Below are 15,285 nucleotides of genomic sequence, written 5' to 3'. Positions count from 1 at the left end.
AAGCGACCGCGCCGCCGGAAGTGGCCATGCCGCGGCCGCGGCCCGCCGCCGCACCCGTGCGGAGAACACCGCTGCCCGGATTCGGGCGGAGCGCCGCCGACGGCAGGCGCACCTGGATGCGGTGCGGCACCGGTCGCCCGGTGCACGCGCATCCGAGGCCTACGCGACCGACGAACCCGCGCCGTTCCGACCGGCGGTGTTTCCGGGCCCACCGCCTGCGCGCCGAAAAGGGTTACCGTGGAATACAGGTGGTTAGCAAGAGTAAAGAACAGTCAATGTGATTGCTACGGTTCCGACTCGGTTCGCCACCTCGCAACTGACCACGCGCTGAAGGAAGAGCGCCAGCGACAGCCGGAGGAACACATGTGCGGAATCGCCGGATGGATCTCGTTCGAACGCGATCTACGCGTCGAACAGTCCACCGTGGATGCCATGGCCGAGACGATGAACTGCCGGGGACCGGACGATCGCGGTACCTGGGTCGTCGAATACGCCGCGCTCGGGCATCGAAGGCTCGCGATCATCGATCTGCCGGGTGGGCATCAGCCGATGAGCGTGGACACCCCCGGTGGGACCGTTGCGATGGTCTACTCCGGTGAGGTGTACAACTTCGGTGAACTGCGCGAGGAGTTGTACCGGCGCGGTCACCGGTTCGCCACCGACTCCGACACCGAGGTGGTGCTCCACGGATACCTGGAGTGGGGAGAGGCCGTCGCGGAGCGGCTCAACGGCATGTATGCGTTCGCCATCTGGGATTCGCGGACCGACACACTCGTGATGATCCGCGACCGGATGGGCATCAAGCCGTTCTACTACTACGAGACCCGTGACGGCGTCCTGTTCGGTTCGGAACCCAAGGCGATCCTTGCCAATCCGATCGCCGAGTCGACCGTCACAATGGACGGGATCCGGGAGCTGTTCGCGTTCGTGAAGACACCGGGACACGCCGTGTGGGACGGCATGCGTGAGGTGGAACCGGGCACGGTGGTCACCGTCTCGCGCACTGGACTGCGAACGCACCGGTACTGGACCCTGCAGACCCGCCCGCACACCGACGACCGGGACACCTCCGTCGCGCACGTCCGCGCACTCTTCGACGACATCGTGCGGAGGCAACTGGTCGCCGACGTGCCGCGCTGCACCCTGCTGTCCGGTGGTCTCGACTCGTCCGCGATGACCGGCATCGCCGCCGAGCAGCTCGCCGAGGTAGGTGAGACTGTTCGCACGTTCGCCGTCGACTTCGTCGGTCAGACCGAACATTTCGTAGCCGACGAACTGCGGGGCACCCCGGACACTCCGTACGTGCACGACGTGGCCCGGCGATCCCGGACCGCGCACCAGGACATCGTCCTCGACTCCGACGCACTGGCGGACCCCGCCGTGCGCGCGAAGGTCATCCGGGCACGTGACATCCCCATGGGCCTCGGCGACATGGACGCGTCGCTGTATCTGCTGTTCAAGGCGATCCGTCAGCACTCCACGGTGGCGCTGTCCGGTGAGTCGGCCGACGAGGTGTTCGGCGGATACAAACAGTTCTTCGACCCGAAGGCGCAGCAGGCGAACACCTTCCCGTGGCTCGTGCAGTTCGCCGAGCACTTCGGCGACGAGAGCAACATCTTCACCCCGGAGGTCACGGCGGGGCTGAACATGGACGACTACGTGCAGGACTCGTACGACGCAGCGGTGTCCGGGATCGACCGGCTGGACGGCGAATCCGACTTCGAGTGGCGGATGCGCAAGATCTGCTACCTCCATCTGACGCGGTTCGTCCGGGTCCTGCTCGACCGCAAGGACCGCGCGAGCATGGCCGTCGGACTCGAGGTCCGGGTGCCGTTCTGCGATCACCGGTTGGTGGAGTACGTCTACAACACGCCGTGGTCGCTGAAGACGTTCGACGGCAAGGAGAAATCGTTGCTGCGGGCGGCGACCAGGGACGTGCTGCCGCAGTCGGTGATCGACCGGGTGAAGTCGCCGTACCCGTCCACCCAGGACCCGAAGTATGCGGTGGCGTTGCAGCAGCACGGCAAGGACCTGCTCAGCGACCCCTCGCACCCGGTGTTCGGCCTGGTCAGTGCGGACTGGCTGTCCCGGGCGGTGTCCGTCGACACCCCACAGATCAGTCAGGTGTCGCGGCGCGGACTCGAGCGCACGCTCGACCTCGCGCTGTGGATGGACATGTACAACCCGACGATCAAACTGTCTTAGGTAGGCCGAGGTTCCGGTAGCGGGCGAGCCGGGCCGCGAAGCGTTCGCTTTCGGGAACCCCGGTCAGGGCACGGAGTTCCCGGGAGATGGCCTCGCCGACCCGCTTGGAGAAGTCGACGGCCTCGTCGGCGGCGTCCGGATGCTCGGGGATGATGGCGTCGATGACGCCGTCGCGCAGCAGGTCGAGCGAACGGATGCCCTGGGCGGCCGCCATCTCGGGGGCGTGTGAGGTGTCGCGGTGGACGATCGCGCTGGCGCCTTCGGGAGGAAGCGGGGCCAGCCACCCGTTCTGCGCGGCGAGCACCCGGTCGGCGGGGAGGAAGGCGAGCGCCCCGCCGCCCGTGCCCTGACCGAGCAGAACGGACACGGTCGGCGTCTTCAACGTCACGAGGTCGGAGATGCAGCGGGCGATCTCGGGGGCCAGGCCGCGTTCCTCCGCCTCCTGAGACAGTGCTGCACCGAGGGTGTCGATCACCAGGACCAGAGGGATCTGCAGTTCCTCCGCCAACCGCATGCCGCGGCGTGCCTCGCGGAGGGCGGCGGGCCCCATCGTGTTCAGCGCCGACTGCCCGGCGCGGTCCTGGCCCAGCAACACACACGGTGCGCCCCGGAAACGAGCCAGCGACAGCAGCACCGTCCCCTCGGTTTCGCCCTGACCGGTGCCGCTGAGGGGCACCTGCTCGGTGGCCGCGTGCCGTAGCAGGTGCCGGATGCCGGGCCTGTCGGCGCGCCGCGACAGCATCACCGACTGCCACGCGGGCACGTCGGGGATGTCGGCCTCCGGCGCCGGTTCGGTGACGGTGGCGGTCGGCGTCGGCGGATCGATCAGCACCCGCAACGCCCGATGGACGAGCCGGCGCAAGCGGGTGGCGGGGACGACGCCGTCGATGACGCCGTTGCGGTACAGGTTCTCGGACGTCTGCACGCCCTCGGGGAACTTCTCGCCGTACAGGGCCTCGTAGACGCGGGGTCCGAGGAACCCCACGAGCGCACCGGGTTCGGCCACCGTGATGTGCCCGAGGGAACCCCAGGACGCGAACACTCCGCCGGTGGTCGGGTTCCGCAGATACACCAGGTAGGGGAGATGGGCGGCCTTGTGGGTGGCGACGGCCGCCGCGATCTTCACCATCTGCACGAAGGCGACGGTGCCCTCCTGCATGCGCGTGCCCCCCGACGTGGGCGAGGCGAGCAGGGGCAGACCCTCACGGGTGGCGCGTTCGATGGCGGAGACGATCCGCTCGGCGGCGGCCACACCGATAGAACCGGCCAGGAACGCGAACTCGCAGGCGATCACCGCGACCGGGCGCCCGCGAACCGTGCCGACGCCGGTGATCACCGATTCGTCGACGCCCGACTTCTCGGCGGCCTTCTGCAGGTCGGCGCGGTACTTCTCGTTCGGCCGCGCATCGACGGGTGTGGTGTCCCAGGAGACGAAGCTGCCTGCGTCCAGTACCAACTCGAGCACGTCGTGGGCGGAGATCTTGGCGGCCATGGCCCTGAGAGTAGCGGTCGGGCCGGGGCTGCAGATGTCTGCTACGGCGGGTGACGGTCGCCCACGCGGCCGGAACACGGCACACAGCGCCCGGGTGGAACCCGGCAATTAACACCGAGACCGCCGCCACGGTGTCTAAAGTCAGGTGAGTTGACGCAGGCCGGGTACGAGAACGACGACACTTTTCCCGAGTGGAGCAGTCATATGGACCTCAACACCATCACCGATGTCGTTCGGCGTCCAGCCGACCGTCCGGGTGCGGCGTGGCGGGAAGGCGACGCGTGGCTGGCCGGGGGAACGTGGCTGTTCTCCGAGCCGCAGCCCGACCTGCGCCGTCTCGTCGATCTCACGACGCTCGGCTGGGACACCCTGGTGCCGAGCGACGCGGGCCTCGAGATCGGCGCGACGTGCACGGTCCGTGAGCTGTATGCGCTTGCGCCGCCGGACGACTGGAGAGCCGCCTCGCTGTTCGGAACGAGTTGCGAGGCCTTCCTGGCGTCGTTCAAGGTCTGGAACTCGGCGACGGTGGGCGGCAACATCTGTATGTCGCTTCCCGCGGGTCCGATGATCACGCTGACGGTCGCGCTCGAGGCGACGTACACGCTGTGGGCCGCCGACGGGTCCGAGCGCACCGTCGACGCCGCCGACTTCGTGACAGGCAACCGCGAGAACGTGCTCACACCGGGTGAGATCCTGCGCCGCATCGACATCCCGGTCGGTGCCCTCCGCAAGCGTCACACGCATCGCCGCTTCACCCTCACACGCCTCGGCCGTTCGACGGTGTTCATGATCGGCACCCAGGCGCCCGGCGGCGACGACCTGCTGCTCACGATCACGGCGGGCACCGCCCGTCCGATCCGGCTGGCCTTCGACGCCGTACCCGACGCCGACTCGCTCCAGCAGACCATCGACGCGATACCCGACGACGTGTGGTTCGACGATCCCAACGGCACCCCCGACCACCGTCGCCACCTGACGAAGCATTTCGCCGAGGAGATCCGGACCGAATTCACCGCAGGAGACCGGCAATGACGTACATCGTGAACGGCAGGGCGTTCGACGAGGAACCGAATCCGGGGCAGTGTCTGCGCACGTTCGTGCGGTCGCTCGGTCATCACGGCGTCAAGAAAGGTTGCGATGCAGGCGATTGCGGAGCCTGCACGGTGTGGCTCGACGGCGATCCCGTGCACAGTTGCATCACGCCCGCGTTCCGCGCGGAGGGGCGGGAGGTGACCACCATCGAGGGCCTCGGTTCGCCGGACGACCTGCATCCGCTGCAGCGGCAGTTCCGTGACGCCCCCGGGTTCCAGTGCGGATTCTGCACCGCGGGCATGATCATGACGTCGGCGACGTTCACCGACGCCCAGAAGGCAGACCTGCCACGCGCGCTGAAGGGCAATCTCTGCCGCTGCACCGGCTATCGGGCCATCGAGGATGCCGTGAACGGTGTCGCCGCGGTGGAGGTCGCCGAGCCGGGCCGCGCGGTCGGGACCAGCGTCGGGGCACCCGCGGCCACCGATGTGGTGACCGGTCGAGCCGAGTTCACCATGGACACCGAGATCGAGGGCATGCTGCACCTCGAGGTGCTGCATTCTCCGCATGCGCACGCCCGCATCGTGTCGATCGACACGACGGCGGCGCTCGCCGTCCCCGGCGTGCACCGTGTGTACACGTGGGAGGACGTGCCCCGGAAGCGGTTCACGACCGCCATCCACACCGATCATCTCGTCGACCCCGACGACACGTACATCCTCGACGACACGGTCCGCTTCGCCGGTCAGCGGGTGGTCGCGGTGCTGGCCGACACGGTCGGCGCCGCGGAGGAGGGCTGCCGCGAGGTGGTCGTCGAATACGACGTGTTGCCTGCGGTGTTCGACCCGGAGGAGGCGATGGCCGACGGCGCACCGCAGTTGCACGGTTCGGACGACCCGTTCGTCCGCGATCCCGTGCACAACATCCTGCTCGAGCTCCACGGGGAGGTGGGCGACATCGAGGCGGGGTTCGCCGAGGCCGACGTGATCCACGAGGGCACCTACTTCACCCCGCGCGTGCAGCACGCTCATCTCGAGACGCACGGGTCGATCGCCTGGATGGAGGACGGCCGCCTGCACGTGCGCACGAGTTCGCAGTCGCCGTCGATCGCCAAGGTCAAGCTGGCTCACCTGTTCGACCTGCGCCCCGACCAGCTGCGCGTGTTCTGCAAGCGTGTCGGTGGCGCTTTCGGCGGCAAGCAGGAGGTGTTCTCGGAGGATCTCGTCGCGCTCGCGACCCTCGACACGGGCAGGCCGGTCTGCTTCGAGTTCACCCGGGAGGAAGAATTCACGACGGCGTCGCCGCGGCATCCGATGAAGCTGACCATCACGCTCGGCGCCCGGTCGGACGGCACGCTCACCGCGTTCCAGGTGCGCAACGTGTCGAACACGGGGGCGTACGGGAATCACGGGGGTGAGACGTTGTTCGCGGCCGGTGCCGCCATCTCGGCGTACCGGTGTCTCAACAAGAAGTTCGATGCGTATGCCGTCTACACGAACAGCGTGCCCAGCGGAGCGCTGCGGGGCTACGGGATGACCCAGCCCGCCTTCGCGGTGGAGTCCGCGATGCACGAGCTGGCGGTCGCCCTCGATATCGACCCGCTCGAGTTGCGGCGCCGCAACATCGTCCGCCCCGGTGACTCACTCGTGGCGATCGACGACGTCCCCGACGACGTCGGGTTCGGGGAGGACGGACTCGGGCAGTGCATCGACCTCGTCGACGACGCATTGCGGCGGACCGCGAACGGGCAGGTGCTGGGCGACGACTGGCTCGTCGGCGAGGGCACCGCGAGTTCACTGCACGAGACCGCGCCCCCGACCGAACACATCTCCGAGGCGTGGGCGACGCTCGGCGACGACTGTGTGTACGAACTGGCCGTCGGCACCGTCGAATTCGGTGAGGGGACGTCGACTGCGCACGTGCAGATCGCGGCCACCCATCTCGGCACCACACCCGCACGGATCCGTCTCGTGCAGTCCGACACCGACCGTACGGGTTTCGACACGGGAGCCTTCGCCAGCGCCGGCCTCTTCGTCGCGGGCAACGCCGTGTCGAACGCCTCCGTCGCCCTGCGCGACCGCATCCTGGCGTTCGCCGCCGTGCACACCGGAGTCGACGTGACCGAGTGCTCGATGGACGACGACGGGGTGCTCTGCGGGAGCACCCGAGTGCCGTTGACCGACCTCGTCGCCGCGGCCCGTCGCCGGGGCATCCGGTTCACCGAGGCGCGCAAGGCGTACGGGTCGCCGCGCAGCGTCGTCTCCAACACCCACGGTTTCCGCATCGCCGTCCACCGGGTCACGGGCGAGATCCGAATCCTCTACAGCGTTCAGGCCGCGGACGTCGGGGTCGTCATCAACCCGGTGCAGGTGCGCGGCCAGATCGAGGGCGGCGTCGCCCAGGGAATCGGCTTCGCGCTGACCGAGAACTTCCACGTCGACGACAACGGCGTGATGATCAACCCCAGCCTGCGGAACTACCGCATCCCCACCTACGCCGACATTCCCCGCACCGAAGTGCTGCTGGTCGAGTCGAATGACTCCGTCGGGCCGATGCGGGCGAAGGGAATGGCGGAGTGCTGCATCAACCCGGTGGCGCCTGCGCTGGCCAACGCCCTGGAAAACGCGACCGGTGTGCGTTTTCGCGAGTTGCCGCTCACCCCGGAGCGGATCTACCACCGAATCGGCGAGAACCGATCGGTTCCGACGACCTGAGCCGTGAGGAGAGGGCGATGGACACCGAGAAGCCCACCGAGAAATCCACCGGCAACGCCGCGACGGTCATCATCGGCCAGAAGGTGCGCGCCGGATCCGAGGAGGCGTTCGAGGCCTGGCAGCAGGACATGAACACCGCCGCGTCCCACTACCCCGGGTTCCTGGGCGCCGAGATCTCCGCGCCCACCGCCGTGCAACCCGACTGGGTCGTGGTCTACCGCTTCGATTCCGTCGCCCACGTGCAGGCCTGGATCAACAGCGCCACCCGGCAGCAGCGGCTGGACGAGGGACAGCAGTACTTCGACGGCCCCGCTACCCAGCAGGTCATCAGCGGGGGCACACGCGAGTCGGATCCGCTCGTGACGGTCGTCGTGACGCACCGTGTCGGTCCGGAGCACGTCGACGATTTCCTCGCGTGGCAGGATCGACTGCGATTGGAAGAGAGCAAGTTCGACGGCTTCCGCGGCAGCGAACTCTTCCGGCCCATCGAGGGAATCCAGGACGAGTGGACCGCGCTGTACCGCTACGACAACGCCGCCGACCTCGACAGGTGGCTCACCTCGGCGAAGCGTCAGGAACTCCTCGCCGAGGGGGAGAAGTTCCACGACTTCGAATTGCGCACCATCGACAACTCCTTCGGGAGCTGGTTCGCGTTCGACGAGAACGGCAACGAGGCGCCGCCGCCGTCCGAAACCAAGACGTCGATCGCGGTGTGGGTCGGTCTCTATCCCACCGTCGTGATTCTCACCCTCGCGTTGTCGCCGCTGAAGATGCCGCTGTGGCTCGGTCTGCTCGTCGGAAACCTGCTGTCCAGCTTCATCATGAGCTTCGTGACGATGCCGTACTACGTGAACCGGGTTCTCGGGCGCTGGCTGCGGCCGCCACCGGACGTTCCGGAAGCGACGACGAACCGTCGAGGGATCGCGATCGTCGCCGGGGTTATGGTGTTCTGGGTCATCGTCTTCTACCTGGTGACCCGCCAGTTCTGGACCCTGCCCTGAGAAGAAAGAAAAGGGTGCCTCATGTCAGCCTCGGAGATCCGTGTGAGCCGAACGATCGATGCGCCCGTCGGCGCGGTCTGGGTGGTCATCACCGACCTGGACAACGCAGAATCGGTGCTGAGCGGTGTGGAGAAGCTCGAGAGGCTGGACTCGACGGAGTACGAAGTCGGCACGCGGTGGCGCGAGACCCGGGTGCTGTTCGGCAAATCGTCGACCGAGGAAATGTGGGTCACGGAGATCGACCCGGAGAAGCGCACCGTGGTGAAGGCGTCGTCCCATGGCGCGGACTACACGACGGTGTTCACCCTGGAGCCTGCCGGTGACGGCACCACCCTGACCTTCCACTTCTCAGCGGAAGCAAGTGGGCTCGGCGCAGTGTCGAGGTTCATGATGAAAGTGTTCGGTTCCTTCGCACTGAAGGCCACCACCAAGGCGATCCGGCGCGATCTCGACGACATCGCCGACGCCGCCGAGAAGCGGGCCGGCTGACCCCCTGCACCTATCTGCCACCGAGTGGCACGGACCCTTGCGCTGAGGGGAGCGCGGGGAGCGTGCCCAACGGCAGCGGCACCAGTGTGGTCGATCGGGGTTCGGCGCGGCCGAGCCCGAACTTGCGCACCTCCGTGCCGCCCGGCCCCGGACCGCTGACGAGCAGGTCGGCGCCGGTGGTGGTGCTGGTGGTGGCCACCTGAACCCCGCTGCCGGCAGGGCCGCCGGCGAACGGTGCGAACGACGCGATCTGAGTGAACACGACGTCGGCGGAGTGGTGGTTCGGGCTCTCGAGATACATCCTCGGCTCACCGTCGAGGCGTGACCCACTCGACCACACGCGAACAGTGCCGTCGCCGCCCAGCATGCCGGTGACGATGCTCTTCGCTCCGCCTTCGGCGCCGGCCACCCACCCCGTCGAGAGTGAGACACCGCCGAGGTAGCTCTCGTCGAAGGCCAGGAACTCCGACGTCGTCCTCGGTCCGTCGGTGTGGCCGGCGTGCTCGTCCGCGGTGCCGTCGGCAGTCGCGGCGGCGGTCGGCTCGAACAGGTCGTAGCGGAACGTCTTCACACGAGGCGCTTCTCCCGGCCCCGGGGCGGTGACGATGCTTGCCCGGCCGGAGGCGGCGTCGACCAGGCCCGTCGCGACCGTGACCCCGGACTGCGACCCGGGGTAGGGGGTGAAACTCGAGAAGACCTCGGGTGCTGTGCCCTTCTCCGTGGGCAGGCTGGACGAGAACACCTTCACCTGCGATTCGGTGCCGGGGCCCGTGCCGGCGATGATGTTGTCGGCCAGCGCGTTTCCGTCGATGTCTGCACCCGCGACGTTCACGCCTCCGCGGAAGCCGTCGGCGAACGGGGCGAACCGGGTCAGCTCGGCGGTGAACGGGCCGGAGCCGACATCGTTGCCGTCGTACGCGACGACCTCCGGTGCCACGCCCGCACCGGTCCCGGCGACGAGGTCGAGGATCATGTCGCCGTTGACGTCGGCCATCGCCACCGTCGGGGTGCCCTCGAACGACGGGAACGGTGTGACCGCGGCGATCACCTTGTCGCCGTTGCCGTCGTGGACCTGCACGGTCGCGGGGGTGCCCGCAGAACCCGGCACCGCCACCGCGTACGTCGACACCTCGGGAATCACGTTGACGGTGGCCATCAGTCCGTTGTCCTCGTGGTTGAGGCGATGGCAGTGGATCACGAAAGTGCCCGTGTACTCCGTGAATTTCGTGCGCAGCGTCACCGATGCGGGCACGAGCGGGTTCTCGTTCGCGTCGGTGACGGGCGCCGGCACGTTCACGTTGTCCTCACCCCACGGTTGCACCCCGGTCCGGGTGCCCGCGATCGGGTCGACGATCTCCATCACCTGGAAGTCGTTGACGTGGATGTGCATCGGATGTTCGTCGTTGTTGAGGTTCGTGATCAGCCATTCCTCGACCGAATTGAGGCGCGGCTGGATCAGCGGGATGTTCGGGAACGTGTTGTCGTCGAACTCGTAGGTGAAGGCCTTCGGGTCGCTGTTGCTGGCCTTCTCGTTGCCGAATCCGCCCGAGACCGTGAGGGTGCGCTTCACGTCGGGTGTCATCACCGACGTGTCCACGAAAGACGTGTACGCGTCGAGGTTCTGGCCGGGCTCGAACGGCGCGGTCCGCCCTTCACCGCTGTCGGGTGTGACGTGGAGGAGGGTCTGGGTGGGGAAGGTGAAGAAGCCGTCGGCGTAACTGATCACCGACGGGTCGACCGTCACCGTGCCCAGCTCGGCCGGCGGATTGTCGGTGCCGTTGTCGGTGTAGAGCACGCCGGGATTGGTGACGGGTTTCGCCCCTTCCAGCGGTGGCATGTCGAGCACCAGATCGCCGGTGTCCGGCATCGTCACGGCGATCGCGTACCGCGACCCCGGCGGGATGACGAGCCGGGTGCCGTCACCACCGACGGGCAACTGCACCTGGGTGAAGGGGTTTCCGTCCTGGCCGACGACGGAGAACGTCGGGTGGTTGCCCGTCGCGGTCTCGGTGAGTCTGAGCGGCATGTAGGCGAAATCGCTGATGTTCGCCAGCGACCAGATCTCCGTCTGGCCCGGCTTCAGTTTCAGCTCCGGCTGGAACTGCCCGTTGACGGTGTACTGCACGTCGCGTTCGTTGTCCGGCAGCGACGGGTCGGCGGGAATCTTCGTCGAATCACTGCTGAAGCTCTGGAGATTGCCCGGCACGAACTGGTTCTGCCCGCGATGATTCGCCGGCGACAGCGGCCCGGAATACCAGTTGGTGACGTACTGGGAGCCCTCCGTGGTCTCCGAGAAATTCACGGGCGCCAGACTCGGCTGGTACGTTCCGTCGGCGAGCTGGGTCCCCTCCGGCGGCTTCAGTGTGCTCACGAACTGTGGCCAGTTCGGGTCGTTCAGCTGGTGGCCCTTGCCTTTACGGTCGAAGACGAAGTTGTACTGCAGCGCCATGTCTCGGATGGGAACGTCGTTCTGCGTCACCAGCGGAAGGTTGCCGTCGGGCCTGCCGATCTCCAGCAGTCCCGCGAGCCCCGCGTACGTCTGTTGCGCCGTCATCGTGTGACGGTGGCTGTGGTACCAGTACAGCCCGTTCGGCATGTCCTTCGGCACCGCATAGTCGTAGACGTTGCCCATCCCGGCGGGGATGTCGAGCAGCACGTTGTCGGCGTTGCCGTCCGGGCTCACGTGCAGACCGTGGGTGTGCAGGTTCAGCGGCGCCGAGTCGAGGGCCGGGGGGTAAATCGGGACCTCCCCGCCCGCCGGCGTGAACGCGGGGTCGTAGAAGTCCTCGATCGTCAGGTTCCGGAGATCGTTGTCGTAGTGGATGATCAGGCGCTCACCCGGATCGACGCGCAACGTCGGTGCCGGGTAGACGTCGTCGCCCGTCGTCGAGCCGTCCGAACTCGTGCCCTGCAGAACCTCGTATCCGAAGACCAGGAAGCCCGACACCGGTTCCGAGACGGTGTCGAGGTCGACCGTGCCCTGGTGGGCCGACAGCCGAACCTCGAGCACCCCGTTCTCGCTCGACAGCTTCACCGGCTCCTCGTAGGCGACCGGGGTGCCGTCGGGGCCGGCGTTGCCACCGCGCGCAGTGGCCGGCTCGTCGGACGTGCAGGCCGTCAGCATCAACGTCATGGAGGCGACCACGGCGACGGCGATGGCGACGATCGGCTTCCTGCGACGGACGACCATGGGTGTTCCCCGTTCCACGACGGCAGCTGAGCAGCATCGATCGACGATTCGAAGACTACACAGGGAACTTGGCCGTGCGCTGGGAATTCTCTACCTCCCGAGCGCCTCCTTCCACGACACGACCTTGCCGATCCGCAGGATCGAGCGCTGGTAGATCTTCGCGGCCAGCACGCTGAGTGCGGCGGTCACCGCGAGCATCAGGGCCACCGTGACGACCACCTGGACCGGGGACGCCACCCCGGCGGCGATGCGCAGCGGCATCAGGATCGCCGAGAACGGCGGAATCCAGCTGAGGACGTTGCTGAGGGTGCCGTCCGGGTTGCTCACCGAGGAGAAGGCGCTGAAGAACATGATGACGATCAGCACCATCAGCGGCGACGCGGTGGCGTTGACGTCCTCCTGCCGCGACACCATCGACCCTGCCGCGGCGTAGAGGACGGCGAAGAATGCGAATCCGAGCACGAACCAGCCGAGCGTTCCGGCCAACACTCCGATCGCCGTCCCCGTCACGGTGAGCACCCCCGTCGCGAGTCCGGCCGCGACACCGGCCACACCGTAGGCGGTCAACTGGACGAGACCCACCGCGCCGATGCCGATCACCTTGCCCCAGAGCAGTTGCAGCGGGCGGAGGGTCGACAGGAGCAGTTCCACGACGCGGCTCGACTTCTCCTCCACCACACCCATCGCCACGTACATGCCGAACATCATGATCTGCATGTACAGCAGGACGACCACGGCGATGGAGAGGGCCACGCGCTGGCCCTTCTCCGGGTCGGGCGGATCGAGTGCGTCGACGGTGACCACCGCCCGGCCGGTCGCTTCGGCGAGTTGCGCGGGATCCACGCCCTGCGCGGCGAGCGCGCCGGCCTGAGCCTGCTGCAGAACGGCCGCGTCGATCACGGTGCGAAGCCCGGAACCGATCTCGGATTCGGTGACGGCCGTGACGGATCCGTCGATGCCGGGAATCAGGGCGACGTCGAGGTCACCGTTCTCCACCTCGTCCCGTGCGGCCTGTTCGTCCGTGGTCGGGACGACGTCGACCGGCGTCCCGACCGCGTCACCGGTGGCGACGAGAGCAGGCGCGAGCGACTGGTCGCCGACGAGTCCGATGGTGGCGCGTTCGTCGTCGCCGCCCGAGAACAGCGAGTACGCGACGATGCCGCCCACGATGGCCAGCAGGATGATCACGTTGCTGATGACGAAGCTCTTCTTCGCCACCTGTGTCAGGAATTCGCGGCGGGCCACGAGGCCGATCGCGCGGGCGGGGCTCAGTGGGGCACTCATGCCGTGACCACCTCTCGGAACAGATCGGTCAGGGTGGGCCGGTGCAGCGAGAATTCGTGCACCGGTCCGGTCTTCAGGGCGGTGTGCAGGATCAGCTGGTCGTCCACGTGGGCGTCGAGCGACAGCAGGGTCCGGCCGTCGAGGTGACTGATCGTGGTGACGCCCTCGAGATGATGGGCCCAGCCGACCGGCGCCTCCGGAGCGTGGACTTCGAGTTGGGCGTTGCCGCCGCCGCGGAGTTCGTCGACGGTGCCGACGGCACGCATCCGGCCGTGGCTGATGATGCCGACGCGGTGGCACAGGCGCTGGACGAGTTCGAGCTGATGGCTCGAGAAGATCACCGGCACTCCGGTGTTCGCCTTCTCCACCAGCACGTCGCTCATGACGTCCACCGCGACGGGGTCGAGCCCGGAGAAGGGTTCGTCGAGAACCAGCACCGCCGGATCGTGGACGAGCGCGGCGGCCAGCTGGACGCGTTGCTGATTGCCGAGCGAGAGTGCGTCGACGGTGTCGCCGACACGGTCCGCGATGCCGAGGCGTTCGGTCCAGCGGCCGACCGCCTCCCGCGCCGCCGAGCGGGAAATGCCGTGCAGCTCGGCGAGGTATTCGAGTTGCTTGCCCACCTTCATCTTCGGGTACAGCCCGCGTTCCTCCGGCATGTACCCGATGGTGCGCCGCACATCCAGGTCCACCGGCTTGCCGCCGAGCCGGACCTCGCCGGAATCGGCGGACAGGACGCCCAGCGCGATGCGCATGGTGGTGGTCTTGCCGGCACCGTTGCTGCCGACGAAACCGAAGATCTCACCGGGGCGGACCTCGAAGGACAGGTCGTCGAGCGCGACGACCTCGCCGTACCGTTTGGAGATGCCGTCGATCGTGAGGGTGTGAGACATGGGTCCTTCCCGTTCTCGAGTGCGGGTGTTCCTACGAAGCGAGGTCGTCGGGGTCGGGATCGGGTTGCGTCCAGCCGAGGATCATGGCGGGCGTGCACCCCCCGACCATCAGCGCGGTGACGACGAGCAGTCCCGCGGCGTACGGCACGTTGCCGTGATCGCCGTCCAGCGCGCCGACGAAGATCAGGTAGAGCGCGGGAACGAGCGTCAGTAGCTGGGTGACCGTGAGTCCGATCGACCGGGCACTGTTGCGCTGCTGGATCTCCCACTCGTCGAGGGCGTCGCGCGGAGCGTCGCCCTGCCGCCCGGACACGATCTGGAGCATCGTCCACAGCGGGAAGAACAGCAGGCACGCGGGCAACCACAGCAGCGGCCCGACGACCATGTCGAAATGGCACACGATGCCGACGGCGGTCATGAACACGAACGTCACCGCGAGGGCGATCACCAGGAATCGTCTGCGGCTGCGCGTCCGCCACGCCGGTAGCCACGTCCGGTACCGGCGTTCGTTCTGGAGGAATCTGCGCGTCCGGAACCCCTGGTACCGCTCGATCAGATTGGTCTCAGGCATCGGAACTCTCCCCGTTTCCTGTCGTGGACGGCGGTCGGTCGGTGCGGTACAGCTCGGTGGACAGGGGTCCGAACTCGGTGCGGGAGAAGATGGCCTCCACGGGCAGTTCGAACACCCACGAGATACGGAACGCCAGGTCGAGGCTGGGGTAGTGGTCGCCCCGTTCGAGCGCGCCGACGGTCTGGGGATTGACGTCGATGAGTCCCGCCAGCTGAGCCCGGCTCATCCCGCGTTCGGCGCGAAGGACGCCGATGCGGTTGTAGATGGGGAGGGCGTCCCCCCGCCGCACTGGGCTCATGCAACAAAGTGTTGTGAAAACCCAACAGTTTGTCAATGGGATACAACGGAGTGGGTGTCGCAGACCGCCGTCGACCTCCTCGCCGCCGGGCCGCACGCCGACAGGTTGACCTCGGG

11 protein-coding genes are annotated in these 15,285 nt (G+C 67.6%); 5 read left to right on the top strand and 6 right to left on the bottom strand.

Going from position 1 to position 15,285, the window contains the following annotated elements; all coding sequences use genetic code 11:
• Nucleotides 1-363: 363 nt before the first annotated feature.
• The gene (gene asnB / locus JVH1_RS11260) at nt 364-2,205 is read left to right on the top strand and encodes an asparagine synthase (glutamine-hydrolyzing) (RefSeq protein ID WP_043781053.1); all 1,842 of its coding nucleotides are present in this window, start codon (nt 364-366) and stop codon (nt 2,203-2,205) included.
• Here the strand turns inward: asnB and JVH1_RS11255 are convergent.
• Complete coding sequence (locus tag JVH1_RS11255) at nt 2,192-3,697, bottom strand: carboxyl transferase domain-containing protein (RefSeq protein ID WP_009478052.1); 1,506 nt, start codon at nt 3,695-3,697, stop codon at nt 2,192-2,194. The two genes, asnB and JVH1_RS11255, sit on opposite strands and share 14 nt — an antisense overlap.
• A gap of 204 nt (nt 3,698-3,901) precedes the next feature.
• Between JVH1_RS11255 and JVH1_RS11250 the strand changes: the two genes are divergently transcribed.
• The 4 genes from JVH1_RS11250 to JVH1_RS11235 are packed head-to-tail and all read left to right on the top strand — an operon-like array spanning nt 3,902 to nt 8,933.
• Entirely contained in the window at nt 3,902-4,729 is an 828-nt protein-coding gene (locus JVH1_RS11250; protein WP_009478053.1) for a xanthine dehydrogenase family protein subunit M, read from the top strand.
• The gene (locus tag JVH1_RS11245; protein WP_009478054.1) at nt 4,726-7,443 is read left to right on the top strand and encodes a molybdopterin-dependent oxidoreductase; all 2,718 of its coding nucleotides are present in this window, start codon (nt 4,726-4,728) and stop codon (nt 7,441-7,443) included. Before JVH1_RS11250 ends, JVH1_RS11245 begins: the two co-directional genes overlap by 4 nt.
• A 17-nt stretch (nt 7,444-7,460) precedes the next feature.
• A complete protein-coding gene (locus tag JVH1_RS11240; protein WP_009478055.1) occupies nt 7,461-8,444 on the top strand; it encodes an antibiotic biosynthesis monooxygenase in 984 nt (327 codons plus the stop codon).
• 21 nt (nt 8,445-8,465) lie between these two features.
• Nucleotides 8,466-8,933, top strand: a complete 468-nt coding sequence (locus JVH1_RS11235) for an SRPBCC family protein (protein WP_043780995.1) — start codon at nt 8,466-8,468, stop codon at nt 8,931-8,933.
• Between the two features lie 10 nt (nt 8,934-8,943).
• Here the strand turns inward: JVH1_RS11235 and JVH1_RS11230 are convergent, their stop codons facing one another.
• From JVH1_RS11230 to JVH1_RS11210, 5 genes are all read right to left on the bottom strand, one after another.
• Nucleotides 8,944-12,123, bottom strand: a complete 3,180-nt coding sequence (locus JVH1_RS11230) for a multicopper oxidase family protein (protein WP_009478057.1) — start codon at nt 12,121-12,123, stop codon at nt 8,944-8,946.
• A 90-nt stretch (nt 12,124-12,213) separates the two neighbouring features.
• Nucleotides 12,214-13,407 (bottom strand): ABC transporter permease, encoded by a 1,194-nt coding sequence (locus tag JVH1_RS11225; RefSeq protein WP_009478058.1) that lies wholly within the window; start codon nt 13,405-13,407, stop codon nt 12,214-12,216.
• Nucleotides 13,404-14,300: an ABC transporter ATP-binding protein gene (locus tag JVH1_RS11220; RefSeq protein WP_009478059.1), complete on the bottom strand. Its 897-nt coding sequence runs from the start codon at nt 14,298-14,300 to the stop codon at nt 13,404-13,406. Before JVH1_RS11220 ends, JVH1_RS11225 begins: the two co-directional genes overlap by 4 nt.
• A 31-nt stretch (nt 14,301-14,331) precedes the next feature.
• Nucleotides 14,332-14,871 (bottom strand): hypothetical protein, encoded by a 540-nt coding sequence (locus JVH1_RS11215; protein ID WP_007298196.1) that lies wholly within the window; start codon nt 14,869-14,871, stop codon nt 14,332-14,334.
• Complete coding sequence (locus tag JVH1_RS11210) at nt 14,864-15,169, bottom strand: helix-turn-helix transcriptional regulator (RefSeq protein ID WP_037196307.1); 306 nt, start codon at nt 15,167-15,169, stop codon at nt 14,864-14,866. Before JVH1_RS11210 ends, JVH1_RS11215 begins: the two co-directional genes overlap by 8 nt.
• Between the last annotated feature and the right edge of the window lie 116 nt (nt 15,170-15,285).

This window comes from Rhodococcus sp. JVH1, assembly GCF_000280725.2.
Classification (GTDB): domain Bacteria; phylum Actinomycetota; class Actinomycetes; order Mycobacteriales; family Mycobacteriaceae; genus Rhodococcus_F; species Rhodococcus_F jostii_A.
This window is presented reverse-complemented; position numbering and strand designations above follow the sequence as displayed.

What these genes read in the sequence shown, in the direction of transcription:
- JVH1_RS11250 (WP_009478053.1), top strand. Translation starts at nt 3,902, where the DNA reads ATGGACCTCAACACCATCACCGATGTCGTTCGGCGTCCAGCCGACCGT.
- JVH1_RS11230 (WP_009478057.1), bottom strand. Translation starts at nt 12,123, where the DNA reads ATGGTCGTCCGTCGCAGGAAGCCGATCGTCGCCATCGCCGTCGCCGTG.
- JVH1_RS11210 (WP_037196307.1), bottom strand. Translation starts at nt 15,169, where the DNA reads ATGAGCCCAGTGCGGCGGGGGGACGCCCTCCCCATCTACAACCGCATC.
- JVH1_RS11255 (WP_009478052.1), bottom strand. Translation starts at nt 3,697, where the DNA reads ATGGCCGCCAAGATCTCCGCCCACGACGTGCTCGAGTTGGTACTGGAC.
- JVH1_RS11225 (WP_009478058.1), bottom strand. Translation starts at nt 13,407, where the DNA reads ATGAGTGCCCCACTGAGCCCCGCCCGCGCGATCGGCCTCGTGGCCCGC.
- asnB (WP_043781053.1), top strand. Translation starts at nt 364, where the DNA reads ATGTGCGGAATCGCCGGATGGATCTCGTTCGAACGCGATCTACGCGTC.
- JVH1_RS11245 (WP_009478054.1), top strand. Translation starts at nt 4,726, where the DNA reads ATGACGTACATCGTGAACGGCAGGGCGTTCGACGAGGAACCGAATCCG.
- JVH1_RS11215 (WP_007298196.1), bottom strand. Translation starts at nt 14,871, where the DNA reads ATGCCTGAGACCAATCTGATCGAGCGGTACCAGGGGTTCCGGACGCGC.
- JVH1_RS11235 (WP_043780995.1), top strand. Translation starts at nt 8,466, where the DNA reads ATGTCAGCCTCGGAGATCCGTGTGAGCCGAACGATCGATGCGCCCGTC.
- JVH1_RS11240 (WP_009478055.1), top strand. Translation starts at nt 7,461, where the DNA reads ATGGACACCGAGAAGCCCACCGAGAAATCCACCGGCAACGCCGCGACG.
- JVH1_RS11220 (WP_009478059.1), bottom strand. Translation starts at nt 14,300, where the DNA reads ATGTCTCACACCCTCACGATCGACGGCATCTCCAAACGGTACGGCGAG.